The organism is Streptomyces sp. H51 (assembly GCF_035656535.1).
Lineage (GTDB): Bacteria > Actinomycetota > Actinomycetes > Streptomycetales > Streptomycetaceae > Streptomyces.
The window spans coordinates 128,102-146,519 of the sequence record NZ_JAYMHD010000049.1; the positions used below are offsets into that span (position 1 = coordinate 128,102).

19 protein-coding genes and 2 pseudogenes are annotated in these 18,418 nt (G+C 68.7%); 17 read left to right on the forward strand and 4 right to left on the reverse strand.

Annotation, left to right across the window (positions count from 1 at the left end; all coding sequences use genetic code 11):
• The first annotated feature begins 52 nt into the window (after positions 1–52).
• The 9 genes from atpB to VKA29_RS15795 all read left to right on the forward strand — a co-directional run bounded on the left by atpB (position 53) and on the right by VKA29_RS15795 (position 7,773).
• On the forward strand, positions 53–874 hold the full coding sequence (gene atpB / locus VKA29_RS15755) for a F0F1 ATP synthase subunit A (RefSeq protein ID WP_324786207.1): 822 nt from the start codon (positions 53–55) through the stop codon (positions 872–874).
• 71 nt (positions 875–945) lie between these two features.
• On the forward strand, positions 946–1,176 hold the full coding sequence (gene atpE, locus VKA29_RS15760; RefSeq protein ID WP_024884520.1) for an ATP synthase F0 subunit C: 231 nt from the start codon (positions 946–948) through the stop codon (positions 1,174–1,176).
• A gap of 43 nt (positions 1,177–1,219) precedes the next feature.
• A complete protein-coding gene (locus VKA29_RS15765; RefSeq protein ID WP_324786208.1) occupies positions 1,220–1,774 on the forward strand; it encodes a F0F1 ATP synthase subunit B in 555 nt (184 codons plus the stop codon).
• Positions 1,771–2,586, forward strand: a complete 816-nt coding sequence (locus tag VKA29_RS15770; protein WP_324786209.1) for a F0F1 ATP synthase subunit delta — start codon at positions 1,771–1,773, stop codon at positions 2,584–2,586. The genes VKA29_RS15765 and VKA29_RS15770 overlap by 4 nt, the downstream gene beginning before the upstream one ends.
• A gap of 130 nt (positions 2,587–2,716) precedes the next feature.
• The gene (atpA, locus tag VKA29_RS15775; RefSeq protein ID WP_324786210.1) at positions 2,717–4,309 is read left to right on the forward strand and encodes a F0F1 ATP synthase subunit alpha; all 1,593 of its coding nucleotides are present in this window, start codon (positions 2,717–2,719) and stop codon (positions 4,307–4,309) included.
• Between the two features lie 20 nt (positions 4,310–4,329).
• Complete coding sequence (locus VKA29_RS15780; RefSeq protein ID WP_324786211.1) at positions 4,330–5,244, forward strand: F0F1 ATP synthase subunit gamma; 915 nt, start codon at positions 4,330–4,332, stop codon at positions 5,242–5,244.
• Positions 5,244–6,680 carry a F0F1 ATP synthase subunit beta gene (gene atpD / locus VKA29_RS15785; RefSeq protein ID WP_324786212.1) on the forward strand — a complete coding sequence of 479 codons (1,437 nt, stop codon included), beginning with the start codon at positions 5,244–5,246 and terminating at the stop codon, positions 6,678–6,680. Before VKA29_RS15780 ends, atpD begins: the two co-directional genes overlap by 1 nt.
• A gap of 129 nt (positions 6,681–6,809) precedes the next feature.
• A complete protein-coding gene (locus tag VKA29_RS15790; RefSeq protein ID WP_324786214.1) occupies positions 6,810–7,184 on the forward strand; it encodes a F0F1 ATP synthase subunit epsilon in 375 nt (124 codons plus the stop codon).
• A 142-nt stretch (positions 7,185–7,326) separates the two neighbouring features.
• Positions 7,327–7,773, forward strand: coding sequence for a DUF2550 domain-containing protein (locus tag VKA29_RS15795; RefSeq protein ID WP_324786216.1), 447 nt, complete (start codon positions 7,327–7,329; stop codon positions 7,771–7,773).
• A gap of 303 nt (positions 7,774–8,076) precedes the next feature.
• Here the strand turns inward: VKA29_RS15795 and VKA29_RS15800 are convergent, their stop codons facing one another.
• The 4 genes from VKA29_RS15800 to VKA29_RS15815 form a co-directional block, all read right to left on the reverse strand.
• Positions 8,077–9,903 carry a glycoside hydrolase family 18 chitinase gene (locus VKA29_RS15800; protein ID WP_324786217.1) on the reverse strand — a complete coding sequence of 609 codons (1,827 nt, stop codon included), beginning with the start codon at positions 9,901–9,903 and terminating at the stop codon, positions 8,077–8,079.
• Between the two features lie 393 nt (positions 9,904–10,296).
• Positions 10,297–10,869 carry a cob(I)yrinic acid a,c-diamide adenosyltransferase gene (locus VKA29_RS15805; protein ID WP_324786218.1) on the reverse strand — a complete coding sequence of 191 codons (573 nt, stop codon included), beginning with the start codon at positions 10,867–10,869 and terminating at the stop codon, positions 10,297–10,299.
• Positions 10,870–10,971: 102 nt separating this feature from the next.
• A complete protein-coding gene (locus VKA29_RS15810) occupies positions 10,972–11,409 on the reverse strand; it encodes a L,D-transpeptidase family protein (RefSeq protein WP_324786219.1) in 438 nt (145 codons plus the stop codon).
• Positions 11,410–12,009: 600 nt separating this feature from the next.
• Complete coding sequence (locus VKA29_RS15815) at positions 12,010–12,180, reverse strand: hypothetical protein (protein WP_324786220.1); 171 nt, start codon at positions 12,178–12,180, stop codon at positions 12,010–12,012.
• Positions 12,181–12,236: 56 nt separating this feature from the next.
• Between VKA29_RS15815 and VKA29_RS36990 the strand changes: the two are divergent.
• The 8 genes and pseudogenes from VKA29_RS36990 to VKA29_RS15850 all read left to right on the forward strand — a co-directional run.
• A pseudogene (locus VKA29_RS36990) lies at positions 12,237–12,422 on the forward strand (RHS repeat-associated core domain-containing protein); the annotation flags it as partial.
• Between the two features lie 102 nt (positions 12,423–12,524).
• Positions 12,525–13,235 carry a DNA/RNA non-specific endonuclease gene (locus tag VKA29_RS15820; RefSeq protein WP_420718500.1) on the forward strand — a complete coding sequence of 237 codons (711 nt, stop codon included), beginning with the start codon at positions 12,525–12,527 and terminating at the stop codon, positions 13,233–13,235.
• Between the two features lie 24 nt (positions 13,236–13,259).
• Positions 13,260–13,880: an SMI1/KNR4 family protein gene (locus VKA29_RS15825; protein WP_324786222.1), complete on the forward strand. Its 621-nt coding sequence runs from the start codon at positions 13,260–13,262 to the stop codon at positions 13,878–13,880.
• 536 nt (positions 13,881–14,416) lie between these two features.
• A pseudogene (locus VKA29_RS15830) lies at positions 14,417–14,590 on the forward strand (winged helix-turn-helix domain-containing protein); the annotation flags it as partial.
• A 58-nt stretch (positions 14,591–14,648) separates the two neighbouring features.
• The gene (locus VKA29_RS15835; RefSeq protein ID WP_324786224.1) at positions 14,649–14,801 is read left to right on the forward strand and encodes a hypothetical protein; all 153 of its coding nucleotides are present in this window, start codon (positions 14,649–14,651) and stop codon (positions 14,799–14,801) included.
• A 1,057-nt stretch (positions 14,802–15,858) separates the two neighbouring features.
• Positions 15,859–16,539, forward strand: coding sequence for a hypothetical protein (locus VKA29_RS15840; RefSeq protein ID WP_324786226.1), 681 nt, complete (start codon positions 15,859–15,861; stop codon positions 16,537–16,539).
• Between the two features lie 304 nt (positions 16,540–16,843).
• Positions 16,844–17,692: a 3-hydroxyacyl-CoA dehydrogenase family protein gene (locus tag VKA29_RS15845; RefSeq protein ID WP_324786228.1), complete on the forward strand. Its 849-nt coding sequence runs from the start codon at positions 16,844–16,846 to the stop codon at positions 17,690–17,692.
• A gap of 165 nt (positions 17,693–17,857) precedes the next feature.
• Complete coding sequence (locus VKA29_RS15850; RefSeq protein WP_003997851.1) at positions 17,858–18,181, forward strand: STAS domain-containing protein; 324 nt, start codon at positions 17,858–17,860, stop codon at positions 18,179–18,181.
• The last annotated feature ends 237 nt before the right edge of the window (positions 18,182–18,418 follow it).

The following is an 18,418-nucleotide window of genomic DNA, read 5'->3' on the forward strand; positions in this document are numbered from 1 at the left end:
CGCCGACACAACGAGGTTGCCGTACCTATGCGCCACGCTGAAGGAGCCCGCGGTGAGTGCTGACCCGACGCAGGTGCTCGCTTTCGAGACCGACTGCCACATCTTCGACGGCTGTGGCTTCCCGGCCCCCGGCCTGCACTCGTTCCTGTTCGAGCCCATCTGGGGCGACGCGAACAGCAACGTGTACTTCAACAAGACGATGCTGCTGGCGTTGCTCGGCTCGGTCATCATCATCGGGTTCTTCTGGGCCGCGTTCCGCAAGCCGCAGGTCGTGCCGGGCAAGCTGCAGATGGTCGCCGAAGCCGGTTACGACTTCATCCGGCGCGGAGTCGTCTACGAGACGATCGGCAAGCGCGAGGGTGAGAAGTACGTTCCGCTCGTCGTCTCGCTGTTCTTCTTCATCTGGATGATGAACCTCTGGTCGGTCATTCCGGTCGCCCAGTTCCCGGTCACGTCGATCATCGCCTACCCCGCGGTCCTGGCCCTGATCGTCTACGTCCTGTGGGTCTCGCTGACCTTCAAGCGCCACGGCTTCGTCGGTTTCTTCAAGAACGTCACCGGCTACGACAAGTCCCTGGGCGCCGTGCTCCCGCTCGCCATGGTCATCGAGTTCTTCTCGAACCTGCTGGTCCGCCCGTTCACGCACGCCGTCCGACTCTTCGCGAACATGTTCGCGGGTCACACGCTGCTGCTGCTCTTCACGATCGCCAGCTGGTACCTGCTGAACGGCGTCGGTATCGCCTACGCCGGCGTCAGCTTCATCATGACCGTCGTGATGACGGCCTTCGAGCTCTTCATCCAGGCCCTGCAGGCGTACGTCTTCGTGCTCCTGACCTGCACTTACATCCAGGGCGCGCTCGTCGAGCACCACTGAGCGCCCGCACCACCCCCTATTCGTCCGGTGGCCAACCCCCACCGGTCCGGTAAAGAAAAGGAAGAACTGGCATGTCCCAGACCCTTGCTGCTGTCTCCGGTTCGCTCGGCTCCATCGGTTACGGCCTTGCCGCCATCGGCCCCGGCGTCGGCGTCGGCATCATCTTCGGTAACGGCACGCAGGCCCTGGCCCGTCAGCCCGAGGCTGCCGGCCTGATCCGCGCCAACCAGATCCTGGGCTTCGCCTTCTGTGAGGCGCTGGCCCTGATCGGTCTGGTCATGCCCTTTGTCTACGGCAAGTGATCTGACAGATCCACCACCAGCCGACTAGACGAAAGGCACCGAAATGAGCCAGCTGCTCATTGTGGCGGCCGAGGAGATGGAGAATCCCCTCGTCCCGCCGATCCCCGAGCTCGTCATCGGCCTCATCGCCTTCGTCATCGTCTTCGGCTTCCTCGCCAAGAAGCTCCTCCCGAACATCAACAAGGTTCTGGAAGAGCGTCGCGAGGCCATCGAGGGCGGTATCGAGAAGGCCGAGGCCGCACAGACCGAGGCCCAGAGCGTCCTTGAGCAGTACAAGGCTCAGCTCGCCGAGGCCCGGCACGAGGCCGCGCGTCTGCGCCAGGAGGCGCAGGAGCAGGGCGCCGCGCTCATCGCCGAGATGCGCGCCGAGGGCCAGCGGCAGCGCGAGGAGATCGTCGCCGCCGGTCACGCCCAGATCGAGGCCGACCGCAAGGCCGCCGCGTCCGCGCTGCGCCAGGACGTCGGCAAGCTCGCCACCGAACTGGCCGGCAAGCTCGTCGGCGAGTCCCTCGAGGACCACGCCCGGCAGAGCCGTGTGATCGACCGTTTCCTTGACGAGCTCGACGACAAGGCGACGAAGGCCGAGGCCACGCGATGAACGGAGCGAGCCGCGAGGCCCTGGCAGCCGCACGCGAGCGTCTCGACGCGCTGACGGACTCCACGTCCGTGGACGCCGGCTCGCTCGCCGACGAGCTGGCCGCCGTCACCGCGCTGCTCGACCGCGAGGTCGGCTTGCGTCGGGTCCTGACCGACCCGGCGCAGTTCGGTGAGGCCAAGGCCGGTCTGGCCCAGCGCCTGTTCGGCAGCCAGGTCAGCGGCCCCGCCGCCGACCTGGTGTCCGGGATGGTGCGCTCCCGCTGGTCGCAGTCCCGCGACCTGGCGGACGCGCTCGAGGAGCTGGCGAACATCGCCGACCTCACCGCCGCCCAGCGGGCGGGCACGCTCGACGACGTCGAGGACGAGCTGTTCCGCTTCGGCCGGATCCTCACCTCGAACACCGGGCTGCGCGCCGCGCTGACCGACCGCAAGGCCTCCGTACCGGCCAAGGTCGAGCTGCTGCACCGGCTGCTCGGCGGCCGGGCCGCCGCGACGACCGAGCGTCTGGTGGTGCGTCTTGTGAGCGCGCCGCGGGGACGTAGCCTGGAGACGGGACTGGACTCCCTGTCCAAGCTGGCCGCCGAGCGCCGGGACCGACTGGTGGCCGTGGTCACCTCGGCGGTGCCGCTGAGCGACGCGCAGAAGCAGCGCCTGGGCGCCGTCCTGGCGAAGCTCTACGGGCGCCGCATGCACCTGAACATCGACGTGGACCCCGAAGTTCTCGGCGGGATCCGGGTGCAGGTCGGCGACGAGGTCATCAACGGCTCCATCGCGGATCGCATCGAGGACGCCGGCCGCCGACTGGCGAGCTAGCAGCAACTTCATAAGCAAGACGTACTTACGGCCCTGGTTGGGCCGTGCAGAGGATTCACCTCTTTCAGGGGGGAGTCCCCATCCCCCCAAAGTGAAACTTCGGGCCCAACAAGGAGAGCAGGGAACCCAGATGGCGGAGCTCACGATCCGGCCGGAGGAGATCCGGGACGCACTGGAGACCTTTGTCCAGTCGTACCAGCCGGACGCGGCCTCGCGCGAGGAGGTCGGTACGGTCACCCTTGCCGGCGACGGCATCGCGAAGGTCGAGGGCCTGCCCTCGGCCATGGCCAACGAACTGCTGAAGTTCGAGGACGGCACCCTCGGCCTCGCCCTCAACCTCGAGGAGCGCGAGATCGGTGCCATCGTGCTCGGCGAGTTCGCCGGCATCGAGGAGGGTCAGCCGGTCACCCGCACCGGTGAGGTGCTCTCCGTGGCCGTCGGCGAGGGCTACCTCGGCCGCGTCGTCGACCCGCTCGGCAACCCGATCGACGGCCTCGGCGAGATCGAGACGTCCGGCCGCCGCGCCCTCGAACTGCAGGCCCCCACGGTCATGCAGCGCAAGTCGGTGCACGAGCCGATGGAGACCGGCTACAAGGCCGTCGACGCGATGACCCCGATCGGCCGCGGTCAGCGTCAGCTGATCATCGGTGACCGCCAGACCGGCAAGACCGCCCTGGCCATCGACACGATCATCAACCAGCGCGACAACTGGCGCTCGGGCGACCCGAAGAAGCAGGTCCGCTGCATCTACGTCGCCATCGGCCAGAAGGGCTCCACCATCGCCGGCGTGCGCCGCGCGCTGGAGGAGAACGGCGCCCTGGAGTACACGACCATCGTCGCCGCCCCGGCGTCCGACCCGGCCGGCTTCAAGTACCTGGCGCCGTACACCGGTTCGGCCATCGGCCAGCAGTGGATGTACGAGGGCAAGCACGTCCTCATCATCTTCGACGACCTGTCGAAGCAGGCCGACGCCTACCGTGCCGTGTCGCTGCTGCTGCGCCGCCCGCCGGGCCGTGAGGCCTACCCGGGTGACGTCTTCTACCTGCACTCCCGTCTGCTGGAGCGCTGCGCGAAGCTCTCCGACGACCTGGGTGCCGGCTCGATGACCGGTCTGCCGATCGTCGAGACCAAGGCCAACGACGTCTCGGCGTTCATCCCGACCAACGTCATCTCCATCACCGACGGCCAGTGCTTCCTGGAGTCCGACCTGTTCAACGCCGGCCAGCGCCCGGCCCTGAACGTCGGTATCTCGGTCTCCCGCGTCGGTGGCTCGGCCCAGCACAAGGCGATGCGCCAGGTCTCCGGCCGCCTCCGCGTGGACCTCGCCCAGTTCCGTGAGCTGGAGGCGTTCGCCGCCTTCGGTTCCGACCTGGACGCCGCGTCGAAGGCCTCGCTGGAGCGCGGTCAGCGCATGGTCGAGCTGCTGAAGCAGGCGCAGTACGAGCCGATGGCCACCGAGGACCAGGTCGTCTCCGTCTGGGCCGGCACCACCGGCCGGATGGACGAGGTCCCCGTCGCCGACATCCGCCGCTTCGAGAAGGAGCTGCTGGAGTACCTGCACCGCAAGGAGCAGGGCCTCATGACCTCCATCAAGGAGGGCGGCAAGATGTCCGACGACACCCTGACGGCCGTCGCCGACGCGATCGCGGAGTTCAAGAAGCAGTTCGAGACCTCGGACGGCAAGCTGCTCGGCGAGGACGCCCCTGCCACCTCCGGCAAGTGACGACGGAAGGGACCTGACTCATGGGAGCCCAGCTCCGGGTCTACAAGCGTCGTATCCGATCCGTCTCCGCGACCAAGAAGATCACGAAGGCGATGGAGATGATCGCCGCCTCGCGCGTCGTCAAGGCGCAGCGCAAGGTGGCGGCCTCCACGCCGTACGCGAACGAGCTCACCCGAGCGGTCACGGCGGTCGGCACCGGTTCGAACACCAAGCACCCGCTCACCACGGAGGCGGAGAACCCGACGCGTGCCGCGGTCCTGCTCATGACGAGCGACCGCGGTCTGGCCGGCGCCTTCAACTCCAACGCCATCAAGGCGGCGGAGCAGCTGACCGAGCGTCTCGAGCGCGAGGGCAAGGAGGTCGACACCTACATCGTCGGCCGCCGCGGTGTCGCCCACTACAAGTTCCGTGAGCGCAAGATCGCGGAGTCCTGGAGCGGCTTCACCGACGAGCCCACGTACGCGGACGCCAAGAAGGTCGCGGCCCCGCTGATCGAGGCGATCGAGAAGGACACGGCGGACGGCGGGGTGGACGAACTCCACATCGTCTTCACCGAGTTCGTCTCGATGATGACGCAGACCGCACTCGGCGCCCGGCTGCTGCCGCTGCGTCTCGAAGAGGTGGCGCAGGACAAGCCCCAGGGCGAGATCCTGCCGCTGTTCGACTTCGAGCCGTCGGCGGAGGACGTCCTCGACGCCCTGCTGCCGCGGTACGTCGAGAGCCGTATCTACAACGCGCTGCTCCAGTCGGCCGCTTCGAAGCACGCCGCCACGCGGCGCGCGATGAAGTCGGCCACGGACAACGCCGGTGAGCTGATCGAGACGCTCACCCGGCTTGCCAACCAGGCCCGCCAGGCCGAAATCACCCAGGAAATCAGCGAGATCGTCGGTGGCGCGAGCGCCCTGGCCGACGCGACCGCGGGGAGTGACCGCTAATGACCACCACTGTTGAGACCGCGACGGCTACGGGCCGCGTCGCCCGGGTCATCGGCCCGGTCGTCGACGTGGAGTTCCCCGTCGACGCGATGCCGGAGATCTACAACGCCCTGCACGTCGAGGTCGCCGACCCGGCGAACGCGGGCGAGAAGAAGACGCTGACCCTGGAGGTCGCCCAGCACCTGGGCGACGGCGTGATCCGCGCGATCTCCATGCAGCCCACCGACGGCCTGGTCCGCCAGGCCGCGGTGACCGACACGGGCACGGGCATCTCCGTCCCGGTCGGCGACTTCACCAAGGGCAAGGTGTTCAACACCCTCGGCGAGGTGCTGAACGTCGACGCCCCCTACGACGGCGAGCGCTGGTCCATCCACCGCAAGGCCCCGGCGTTCGACCAGCTCGAGTCGAAGACCGAGATGTTCGAGACCGGCCTGAAGGTCGTCGACCTGCTGACCCCGTACGTCAAGGGCGGCAAGATCGGTCTGTTCGGTGGCGCCGGTGTCGGCAAGACCGTGCTGATCCAGGAAATGATCATGCGTGTCGCCAACCTCCACGAGGGCGTCTCCGTCTTCGCGGGCGTCGGCGAGCGCACCCGTGAGGGCAACGACCTCATCGCGGAGATGGAGGAGTCCGGCGTCCTCGACAAGACCGCGCTGGTCTTCGGCCAGATGGACGAGCCCCCGGGCACCCGTCTGCGCGTCGCCCTGGCCGGTCTGACGATGGCGGAGTACTTCCGCGACGTCCAGAAGCAGGACGTGCTGTTCTTCATCGACAACATCTTCCGCTTCACCCAGGCCGGTTCCGAGGTCTCCACGCTGCTCGGCCGCATGCCGTCCGCGGTGGGTTACCAGCCGAACCTGGCGGACGAGATGGGTCAGCTCCAGGAGCGCATCACCTCGACCCGCGGTCACTCGATCACCTCGATGCAGGCGATCTACGTCCCCGCGGACGACCTGACCGACCCGGCGCCGGCCACCACCTTCGCCCACCTCGACGCGACGACGGTGCTCTCCCGTCCGATCTCGGAGAAGGGCATCTACCCGGCCGTGGACCCGCTGGACTCCACGTCCCGGATCCTGGACCCCCGCTACATCGCGGAGGACCACTACAACGCGGCCATGCGCGTGAAGACGATCCTGCAGAAGTACAAGGACCTGCAGGACATCATCGCGATCCTCGGTATCGACGAGCTCGGCGAGGAGGACAAGCTCGTCGTCCACCGTGCCCGTCGCGTGGAGCGCTTCCTGTCCCAGAACACCCACGCCGCCAAGCAGTTCACCGGCGTGGACGGCTCGGACGTCCCGCTGGACGAGTCGATCGCCGCGTTCAACGCGATCTGCGACGGTGAGTACGACCACTTCCCCGAGCAGGCCTTCTTCATGTGCGGTGGTCTCGAGGACCTGAAGAAGAACGCCAAGGAGCTGGGCGTCTCCTGAGCCTCGCGCTCACCGTGAGCTGTGCTCATGTCAGAGGGGGCGGGGTTCGTCCCGCCCCCTCTCTCACGCCTACTAGACTTGTAACCAACACCCGGCAGACCCGCCGGGTGGTGACCCGAGGAGCCACCCTTGGCTGCTGAGCTGCACGTCGCGATGGTCGCGGCCGACCGAGAGGTCTGGTCCGGCGAGGCCACCCTGGTCGTCGCGCGCACCACGTCCGGCGACATCGGCGTCATGCCCGGTCACCAGCCGCTGCTCGGTGTGCTGGAATCGGGCCCGGTGACCATCCGTACGAGTGATGGTGGAACGGTCGTCGCCGCTGTGCACGGCGGTTTCATCTCGTTCGCGGACAACAAGCTGTCCCTGCTGGCAGAGATCGCCGAGCTCTCGGACGAGATCGATGTCCAGCGCGCGGAGCGGGCGCGCGAGCGCGCGCAGGCCGAGGCCGACGCGCACGCGCTGCGCCGTGCCGACGTACGACTGCGGGCAGCGGCGGCGCGCTGACCACAGCGCGCCGTGCGATGACGTCACTCAGCCGCGGCTGGGACCGGAGCGATCCGGTGCCCGCCGCGGCTGAGGCAGATCTGGATGATTTTTCCGTTCCGTTACCTGTACGGGTACCTAGGAGACGAGGAGGTCGGTGCCGATGGTCCTCGCTCTGACTGTGTGCGGAATCGTCGTCGCCCTCGTGGTGCTGGGGCTGTTCGTCTTCGGCCTGCGCCGCAGGCTCATCCAGCGCTCGGGCGGCACCTTCGACTGCAGTCTGCGCTGGGACGTGACGGAGAGGCCCGACACCAGCGGCAAGGGCTGGAGCTACGGCGTCGCCCGCTACAACGGCGACCGCATCGAGTGGTACCGCGTCTTCTCCTACGCCTACCGGCCGCGGCGCACCCTGGAGCGCGCGGCGATCGAGGTCGCCGGCCGCCGTCTGCCCGAGGGCGAGGAGGAGCTGGCGCTCCTGTCCGACGCCGTCGTCCTCACCTGCCTCCACCGCGGCACCCGCCTCGAACTCGCCATGAGCGACGACGCGCTGACCGGTTTCCTCGCCTGGCTGGAGGCAGCCCCGCCCGGCCAACGGGTGAACGTGGCGTAGCCGCGTTCACCGTTGGATGGGGGTCCCCCCGGACGAAGTCTGGGGGAGGGTGAACGTGGCGTAGCAGTGTTCACCGTTGGATGGGGGTCCCCCCGGACGAAGTCTGGGGGAGGGTGAACGTGGCGTAGCAGTGTTCACCCGCTGGCCGGGGGATCCCGGACCGGGTCCGGGTGAGGGTGGGTGTGGTCCGACGGCTGCCGCCACGGGCCGGCGTCCGCCGCCGGTGCCCCCGTTCAGCGCATGAAAAAGCCCGCCGCGGACGGCCCGGAGGCCGCCCGCGGCGGGGGTTGGGGAAGGGGCGGATCAGCTCAGGCCGGTGCTGATGGCGCTCACCAGCTCGCCGTTCGCGGTGTCACCGCTGAACTCCCAGAAGAAGGCACCGCCGAGGCCCTGGTTCTTGGCCCAGGCCATCTTGGAGCCGATGGTGGCCGGGGTGTCGTAGGACCACCAGTTGGTGCCGCAGTGGGCGTACGCCGTGCCCGCGATGGTGCCGTTGGCGGGGCAGGAGTTCTTCAGGATCTTGTAGTCCTCGATGCCCTGCTCGTAGGTGCCGGCAGCCGGGCCGGTGGCCGTACCGCCGGGGGCGGACTGGGTGACGCCGGTCCAGCCGCGGCCGTAGAAGCCGATGCCGAGCAGCAGCTTGCTCGCCGGCACGCCCGCCGCCTTGAACTTCGCGATCGCCTCAGCGGAGTTGAAGCCCTGCTGCGGGATGCCGGCGTACGAGGTCAGCGGCGAGTGCGGAGCGGTGGGACCGTTCTTCGCCCAGGCGCCGAAGAAGTCGTACGTCATCACGTTGTACCAGTTGAGGTACTGCGTGGCGGGGCCGTAGTCGGCGGCCTCGATCTTGCCGCCGCTGGAGGCGTCGGCGGTGACGGCCGCGGTGACCAGGTCGTTGCCGAACTCGGTACGCATCGCCTTCATCATGGAGCTGAAGGCGTTGCTCGCGCTGGTCGTGTCACAGGTCAGACCACAGGCGTTCGGGTACTCCCAGTCCAGGTCGATGCCGTCGAAGACATCGGCCCAGCGCGGGTCCTCGACCAGGTCATGACAGGACTTGGCGAAGGCGGCCGGGTTCTTCACGGCATCGGGGAAGCCGCCGGACCAGGTCCAGCCACCGAAGGACCAGAGGACCTTGATGTGCGGGTACTGGGCCTTCAGCTTGCGCAGCTGGTTGAAGTTGCCGCGCAGCGGCTGGTCCCAGGTGTCGGCGACGCCGTCGACGGACTGGTCGGCGGTGTAGGCCTTGTCGTAGTCGGCGTAGGCGTCACCGATGGTGCACTTGCCGCCCTGGACGTTGCCGAAGGCGTAGTTGATGTGCGTGATCTTCTGGGCGGAGCCGGAAGTCACCAGGTTCTTCACGTGGTAGTTGCGCCCGTAGACGCCCCAGTTGGTGAAGTAGCCGAGCTTGACCTGGGCGCCGCCGCCCGGGTTGCCGCCGCCACCGCCGGTGGTGGTCACCTTGGTCGCGCCGCTGACCGGACCGGTCTGGTCAGCGGTGTCCCGGGCCTGGACGGTGTAGGAGTAGTCCGTGCCCTTGGTGAGACCGCTGTCCGTGTACGACGTGGTCGTCACCGTCGCGACCTTGGCGCCGTCGCGCAGCACGTCGTAGTTCTTGATGCCCTTGTCGTCGGTGGCTGCCGACCAGTCCAGCTTCACCGAGGTGTCGGTGATGCCGGAGGCGGTCGGGGTACCGGGAGCGGACGGGGCCGCGTCGCCGGGAACCTCCGTGCCGCCGTCGCAGCTGCCGCCGTTGAGCTTGCAGCCGCTCGGGGAGCCGGAGCCGGTGCCGTTGAAGCCGAAGCTGACCGACGCTCCGGGGGCGAGGGAGCCGTTCCAGCTGAGGTTCTTGGCGGTCCAGTGGTCAGCGGTGTTGGTGACCGTGGCGTCCCAGGACGAGGTGACCTTCGTGCCGGAGGGGAAGTCCCACTCCACGGTCCAGGAGCTGATCGTCGTGGTGCCGGTGTTCTTCACCGTCCACTTGCCCTCGAAACCGGCGCCCCAGTCCTGGGTCTTGGCGTAGGTGGCCGTCGCCGAGGTGGCGGCCTGAGCGGGGCTCGCCAGGCCGACGAGGCCGGCGAAGGGGAGTAGCAGGGTGGCGAATCCTGCCGCGGCTTTGTGTCTGAAGCGCATGCTGCGCCTCCTTATGGGGGAGAGGCTGTTGTGGACGTGACTGAGCCATCACATCCGCAGTGCCGCGAGAATAGAAAGGTCTGGACCACGGGGTCAATAGGTCTGGACCACTCTGCTTCCGGTTCCCCGCGCCTCAACTCCTTTGCGGCAGCGCTTGCTTGGCGGCATGTGCACACGGCTCCTGCGTGCCGGTCGGGCGGTTGACGTGCGTCTTCGTCAGACACGCCCCATGAACGCCGCGGGCCCGCGCCGTCCCGGCAGGGGAAGGTCGCGGGCCGCTCGATCTCCTCCCGTTCGTCGCCGAACGGGTGCGTCTCGTCTGGTCATCACCGAGGGGTTGGTCTCGTTCCGGTCGTCACCGACCGGATTTCGACCGCCGTTCGGAGGTGAGCGTCAACGCTCCCCGCCCGGGACCCAGAGCACGTCCCCGACGTACTTGTTCGCCGTGCGGGCGAGGATGAAGAGGAGGTCGGAGAGGCGGTTGAGGTAGGTGGCGGTCAGCGGGTTCATCGTCTCGCCGTGCACCTCCAGCGCCGCCCACGTCGAACGCTCGGCACGGCGGACGACCGTGCAGGCCTGGTGCAGCAGCGCGGCGCCCGGAGTGCCGCCCGGGAGGATGAAGGAGCGCAGCTTCTCCAGCCGTTCGTTGAAGCGGTCGCAGTCCGCCTCCAGCTTGTCGATGTAGAACTGCTCCACCCGCAGCGGCGGGAACTCCGGGTTCTCCTTCACCGGCGTCGAGAGGTCCGCGCCCACGTCGAACAGGTCGTTCTGGACGCGGGCGAGGACCTCGACGACCTCCTCCTCCAGGCCGCCCAGCGTGATCGCCGTGCCGATCACCGCGTTCGCCTCGTTGGCGTCGGCGTACGCCGAGATCCGGAGATCCGTCTTGGCGACCCGGCTCATGTCACCGAGGGCGGTGGTGCCCTTGTCGCCGGTCCTGGTGTAGATGCGCGTCAGATTGACCATGTGACCAGCGTAGTTACGCCCCGGCCGTCCGGAGTGCTCGTGTGCCCACTGTCACGGCCACTGTCACGTCGGGTGGCGCGGCCGTCACGTTGGGCGGGCCGGTCAGCCGATCGCGATGCGGGGGTGGGCGGCGGGGCGGATCCAGGACATGATGCCGTCCATCGTGGCGCGCGGCACCGACACGCAACCGGCCGTCGCTCCCGTCCCGTTGACGTGCAGGAAGATCCCCGCGCCCCGTCCCGGGACGGCGGGCCAGCGGTTGTAGTTGATGACGAGGGCCTTGGCGTACTGGGTCGGGTAGTTGATCAGGTGCTCGCTGCCCCGGTCACCGGCCTCGGTGAGCGGGAAGTCGGCGCCCGCCTCGCCGTGCATCGAGTTGTAGAACTTCGACTCCGGGTCCTCCACCCACCAGTCGTCGGAGCCGACCACGTGGTACGGCATGCTCGTGCCGCCCGCCTGGACGCCGAACCCCTCGGTGATGGTGTAGGTGCCGCTGGGCGTGGCGTACGTGCCCTGCTGCCGGGTCGCTCCGTTCGTCACGCCGTTGGACCCGACCCGCCCGGCGCTCGTGCTGAACTGCGCCTTCCAGCCGGAGGGCCCCCTGGCCCAGGCCGTGACGGTGGCGTAGGAGCCGCCGGCCTTGACGGTGATGACCTGGGTGGCGTCGCCGACGTCGACGGGGACGGGGAAATCGGGGGCACTGTTCGTGGCGCCCTGCGTGCCGCCGGTGCCGGTCCGCGTGGCACCGCCGGTTGCGGTCGCCGTCCCCTTCGCGGAGGTGCCGGCGCCGGCTTTGGCGGACGCGGAGGCGGACGACGATGCGGAAGCCGAAGCGGACGGGGACGGGGACGGGGACGCCTCGCATCGGCGTCGGCGGTTGGCGAGGCGCCGCGAGTCCCGGTGGAACCGGCGTCGGCGGCGACCTGCCCGGAGGCCCCGGCATCCTCCCCACCGCTTCCGCAGCCCGCGACCAGGAGGAGCGCCCCGCCGGCGGCGGCCGTGGTGAGGAACCTGTGGACGTGGGCCGGGGAAGGCCGGGAGCGGGACGGCACGGATGCTTCTGACTGCACGAGGTGATCCTTGGTCGGGTACGGGTGGCAAAGGAGACGGACAGGGGGATGGGAAGGGCGGCGGCCGGATTCAGCCCTGCTTCGCGCCCGCGGCCGCGGGAAGGGAGCCGGAGCAGGTGGCGCGGCCGAAGTTCCCCGTGGCGGTGGCGCTCTGGACGTGCCGGCCGCGAACGGCCAGGGCGCAGCGCGCGGTGCCGCCGTCGTCGCCGAGCACGATGCTGATGAGCGGATCCCGGCCCACCGGGACCTCGACGGTCCTGTGCCCGGGGAGCCGGGCGCCACGGACCACGGTGGCGGGACGCCCAGTCCGGCACCTACGACATGGGCTTCCGCGACTACGACCCGGGCCTGAACCGCTTCACCACCCGGGACATGTACAACGGCGCCCTGGCGGACATGGGCCTTGGCGCCGACCCGTTCACCGGCAACCGGTACGCCTTCACCGGTGGCAACCCCACCAGCAACGTCGAACTGGACGGGCACTGGTTCGCGCTGGCCCTGCCGGCGCTGTCGCTGGGACCGGTGGGCGTCGCCATCGTGGCCGCGGTGGTCGTCGTCGCCGCCGTGGCCTACGTCGCCACCGAGGTGGCGAACGACACCTCCGACGACACCGCCGACGAGGCGAAGGATGAGGAGGAGCCCGAGCCGGCTCCCAAGCCGACGCCGCGAGCACCGGGGCCGAAGGACGACACCCGGACCGGGGGCGACTGCAGCAGCGGTTCGGGCGGCTGGGTCGAGCACGGGGACCTGGACAAGAAGAACGGAAACCGCGCCACGGGCGTCACCGCCTGCCTCACCGAGTCCTACCTGGACACACACAAGGGTACGAGGACGAACACGTCGGTGGTCGCCCCTCCGGGGTACCGGTGGGCGCAGCGCACCGCCGGATTCCTCGGGGCTCATCCGGTGGACCAGAACATCAATGCCTGCCATCTCCTCGGCAAGCAGCTGAGCGGGTCGGGCACCCAGTTGGAGAATCTGGCAACCTGCTCTCGAGGAGCGAATGCGCCACAAGATGGCTCCCGGCAGGGAACCAACAACATGCAGAACTACGAGAACCAGGTGAGGGCCGCAGTCGACGCAGGCCAGGCCGTCTACTACCAGGTGACCCCCACGTACAGTTGGCGCAGAACCGTACCCCTCGGATTCCGGATATCCGCCTACGGGACCAACCCCGACGGGTCCACCGGCATCCAGATCGACGCCTTCGTCTCGAACACCCTGGCAGGCCGGAACCTCGGGATGTTCAACGACCCGAAGACCGGTCAACAGGTGCCAACCGGGTCGACGTCATGACCGGGCCCAGCGAAGGAGGAGAGAATGACTGAGATGCCCGAACGGGAGACGCTTCAGCGGCTGATGCCGCCCACGGTCGAACCCGATGTATCGGTCGACTGGGCGCAGATGGGCGAGTCGTGGGGCAAGGAGTTTCCTTCCGACTACCGGTGGTTCATCGGGCTGTACGGCTCTGGGACAGTTCAGAACTATCTGGTGGTCCAGGAGCCGGAACCGAAGGGTGACCTGCCGAAGTCGGAGTTCGGTGGCATGCTCCACGAGACGGTGAATGCCAGGAACGCGTGGGCGCGGGGGAAGAAGTCACCCGAGCTGGTGAGGGCGGAGCCTGAGCTGATCGCGTGGGCGGCGGACTCCAGTGCGGACATCCTGTGCTGGGACGCTTCCGGCGATGACCCCGGCGCGTGGCCCGTCCTGGTGTACAACCGGGACGACAACCTGTGGAGCCGCTACGACTGCGGAATGGTGGAGTTCATTTCGCGACTGCTGCGAGCGGACTTCGGCGACTGTCCCCTCGGTGATCTCTCCCTTTGGGGAAGGCAGTCTGCGGCCTTCCTGACCGAGAGCGAGAAGCGGCGCCTGCTGAAGGAGGGGCTGGACCCATGGACAGGCGAGCCAGATCCGTTCGCCGGAATGTTCGGCGACTGACCGAGGCCGAGATCCCTGCTCAACCCGCATCCACCTGAGTAACAGGGGTGGCTGAGCCGGGATCATGACAAGGCGAGGCTCCTGGCCAGTGTGCTCGTGCTCACCGCACGTGGCGCAGTGGTCAGGAGCCTCGTTCGTCATTGCGGCAGCGGTAGCCCGCACCGGGATCGATCGAGCCGGGCGGCAGGTACCCACCGGACGGAAGCAATGACCGGATCGAGTTCAGCAGAGGGAGACAGCAGTGTGTCGGCGTGGGACAGACTCCAGCGCCTCATGCCCGCGGACCGCTGAGTGGGTTCCACCCGGCGCTCCGCAGTATCGGACTCACCTCCTCTGAGAGGGCGGTTCGTAAGTCTTTGGGGGGTCTGCTGTCGCCTGATGGTGTGGCGGCGGGGCGGAATCTGCCGGTCCGTGCTTGTTGATCTGGTGATGTGACCGGGTGAGTGAACGCAAGCCGTATCCGAGTGACTTATCGGACGAGCAGTGGGCGTTGATCGGTGCGACACGAAGTCGCGCATTTCGAGTGAACTCGCAGACGGGAGCTGTCCCGTGGCCCGATGGCTCACGGCTGGCCCGACCAGCGGTGGACGCTCGCCCGGGTGAAGACGTTGATCGGCCGGCTGTTCCGCGTCACCTGTACGGTCGAGGGGACGTGGAAACTCCTGCGGCGGCACGCTCACCAAGTCCTACCAGTACAGCCCGTGAGGCGAACGCCTGTCGCAGATCAAGCACAACACGGACGGCACGACCGAGGGTGGGATCGACCCCATGTGGGCGGACGACGACGGGGTACGCCGCTTCGCGCACGTCCGGGAGGCCCAACGCCTCCTCCCGCTCGGCCTCGACCCGGACACGGGAGAACCCAACCCGTACGCGGACATGTTCGGTCCCTCATGGCCCGGGCTGCGTCAGGACGACTGACCGCGTGAAGCCAGGGGCCGCCGCTCCTTTCCGTCGGCATGCACACCGGCCGGAAGGCGGCGCGGCCCCGATCCTGCTCCGACACTGCCACTGGGCACACGGTGGGCGTGGTGGCGTGCAGCGCACCTGGCAACGACGCGTAATGGCACGGGCATCCCGATCCCGGCCGGCACATCAACGCCTGCCACCGGATCGGAAAGTCGCTCGGTCGCGCGGCCACCCCACCTCGCCGGCTACCACGCCCCGCAGACCGGAAAGTGTGCCGGGGACGACTTCACCCGGCGATCTGCGCGTCCTTGTGGAACGAGAGGAAAGACAAGTGACTGTTCCCAAAAGTCGATCCGGATCGTGGGTTCGGGCCCTTTTTGCGGCAGGTCTGTACGTCTCCGCGATTTTCTGCCTCGCCTTCAGCCTTCCCTTCATCGGTGAGGAGATCGGGCCTACGAGCGATCCTGACGACGTGGTAGGGGCAAACTTCGTCCTGTTGATTTCCCTCCTTTTTCTATCGGCCGCTGCGTTGGTGTCTCGCAGGTGGAAAGTCGCCTGGTTGTTGTGCTCAATACTTCTGGTATTGATAGTGTCCGCCTGGACTCAGGTTCCGTCTCTGATTACGTACTGGAATTTCGAGGGGCCGTGCTACAGCCCTGACGGGCATTGCTGAAGGCTGTCTGGCGATCGCCCACGGGCCAGGTGGCTGAGAGATGAGCCGGTGTGGACCGGTTCGTCCGGGGGTTGGTCGTCGTGTCGGCGGCTGCTGTATAAACGGGCCGCCAACGGACCTCCGCCCCTGTCGAAGGGCTCATTCATGCTGTCCCGAACATGCCCCCGCCGGGGCGGACGCAAGTCCGCCGCTGCCGTCGTCCTGGTCGTCGTGGCCGTCGCCGTGACCGGATGTTCCCCGTCCGGTGGTGGGTCGCGGCCGGCGGGGGAGGAGAGTTCTCCGACGGCGGCGCGGGATCGGACCGGGTCGACCGGCGCACCCCGACCCGGGGACGGAGCCGCGAGCTCGCCCGAGCCGAGGACCGCCGCTGAGTTCGTCGCGCGGGCGCGGGAGTCCATGGCGGCCGGGAAGGGGTGGACGTTCGCCCTGCGCGGCAGTGAGTCCGCCGTCATGCGGGGGCAGGCGCCGTCGAGTGCCACGTACACCGCGACCGTGCACCGGACCACCGCCCCCGTGGCGCTCCGGCAGACCGGCACGGTCACCACGAGCAAGGGCGAGCGCAAGCCCGAGGTGGTGTATGTCGTCGGCGGCACGGGTTACGTCAAGGAGGGCGGCGCCTGGACGAAGGGTCCGCTGACCGACGCCCGCATCGCCGACGACGTGGAGGACCCCCTGGCCGAGCTGGACGCGTTCGCGGCGTACGCGAAGAGCGCGAAGGTGAGCCGTACCGGGGCCGGCGGCCGGGACGTCCGGCTGCGGGTCGACGCGTCCGGCTGGGCGCTGTCGGCCGCACGTGGACGTCCCGCGCTGGAGCGCGCGGTGCGGGAGGTGGAGCCGACCCTGGCGCAGCTGCGCAAGGCCGGGGTGACGGCGACCGACGACCGGATCACACTCAGGAGCTTCACCGAGACGTGGGAGCTGGACGGGGCCCACGGGTACCGGGTCACGTCACACCGTTACGCGTTCACCTTCCTCGTCCCCTTCCAGGGCGGGGACATCACGGTGAGCCAGGAGGTGCGGGCCGACGGCCGAGGCCCGTTCACCGGGAGCGTGACACTGCCGCCCGACGCGAGGTGACGGTGGCCGAGGCGCGGTGCCGGCGGCCGCCGACGGCCCGTCAACTGCCCCGCACCCGCGGACGTGACCGGCATCTCACCTCGTGAGACGTGAAACGCGTTACTAATCTGGCCGCTGCGCCCCCCGCGGGCGCTAGTGTCCGCCCGAGAAGATAGGTCCCTGCTTGACCTTCCCGCCTCCCCGGCGGCGTCGCGGTGAGCTCCTGGTTCCAGGACCGTCCCGTGACGCCCGGCCCAACCCATCGAGCGGACGGGGGAAGAGAATGCCAGGGCCTGACGACAGCGCGTATCAGGGGAGTCGCACAGTGGCACGGAAGCTCGCCGTCATCGGGGCCGGACTCATGGGGTCCGGTATCGCCCAGGTCTCCGCGCAGGCGGGCTGGGACGTCGTCCTGCGTGATGTCACCGACGAGGCACTCAGGCGTGGCACCGACGGCATCAAGGCCTCGTACGACAAGTTCGTGGCCAAGGGCCGGATGGAGGCGCACGACGCCGACGCCGCCCTCGCCCGCATCACCGCGACGACCGACCTGGACGCCGCGGCCGACGCGGACATCGTCGTCGAGGCCGTGTTCGAGAAGCTCGAGGTGAAGCACGAGATCTTCCGCGCGCTCGACAAGCTCGTGCGCGAGGACGCCGTGCTCGCCTCCAACACCTCCGCGATCCCGATCACCAAGATCGCGGCGGCCACCGAGCACCCCGAGCGGGTGGTCGGCGTGCACTTCTTCTCGCCGGTGCCGATGATGCAGCTCGTCGAACTCGTCCGCGGCTACAAGACGAGCGACGAAACCCTCGCCACCGCGCGGGAGTTCGCCGAGTCCGTCGGCAAGACCTGCATCGTGGTCAACCGGGACGTGGCCGGCTTCGTGACGACCCGGCTCATCTCCGCCCTCGTCGTCGAGGCGACGAAGCTGTACGAGTCGGGCGTGGCGACCGCCGAGGACATCGACCTCGCCTGCAAGCTGGGCTTCGGCCACGCCATGGGACCGCTGGCCACGGCGGACCTGACCGGCGTCGACATCCTGCTGCACGCCACCAGCAACATCTACACCGAGTCGCAGGACGAGAAGTTCGCCCCGCCGGAGCTGATGCGCCGGATGGTCGACGCCGGTGACATCGGACGCAAGAGCGGGCAGGGCTTTTACACGTACTGAACCCGGTACGCAGCACCGCACGCACGCACCAGCCCCGGGGAATCACCCCCCGGGGTGAATTTGGTATCGGTTCGCTTACAGACGGCAACCAGTCCGCCGCTGAGGCAGTCAGACGATGCACAGCCACCGTCACGGAGTACGCCACCGCGATCACGGGGAGCGCATATGCACATCAGGGGCGACCACGCCGAGCTGGTCGTCGGGGGCCGCCTCGACGTCCGCAGCGCGGCGGACGCCCGTACGGTCCTGCACTCGGCCGTCGACGACGGAGCCGGCGACCTGGTGCTGGACCTGTCCGAACTCGACTCCTGGGACGCCACCGGGCTCGGGGTGATCATGGGGGCCCACCGGCGGGCCGGCCGCTGCGGCCGCCGCCTGGTGCTGCGCGGCGTACCGCCGCAGATGCAGCGCCTGCTGGTGGCCACCCGGCTGCACCGCATCCTGGCGATCGAGGGGGGCATCGGGGTGGAGTCACTGCCCCGCGTGTGACCGCTCGAACCGGTGTGAACCGGATGACGGGGGAGACCCGGGCGCTCGGCACCGAAAGGCCCGTCGCGCGCATTCCTCATGAGACCGTGACGTCTCGGGCGGCGCGGCACCCCGGACTGTCGTGGATACTGAGCGAAGGTTTAGGGTTCGGTCGCCCGCTGCCTGACACCCCTGCGAGCGGGCCCGGACCAGAAGCGACAGCGCGGTGTGCAGCAAGGCCGGGAGGGGCTCACGCAC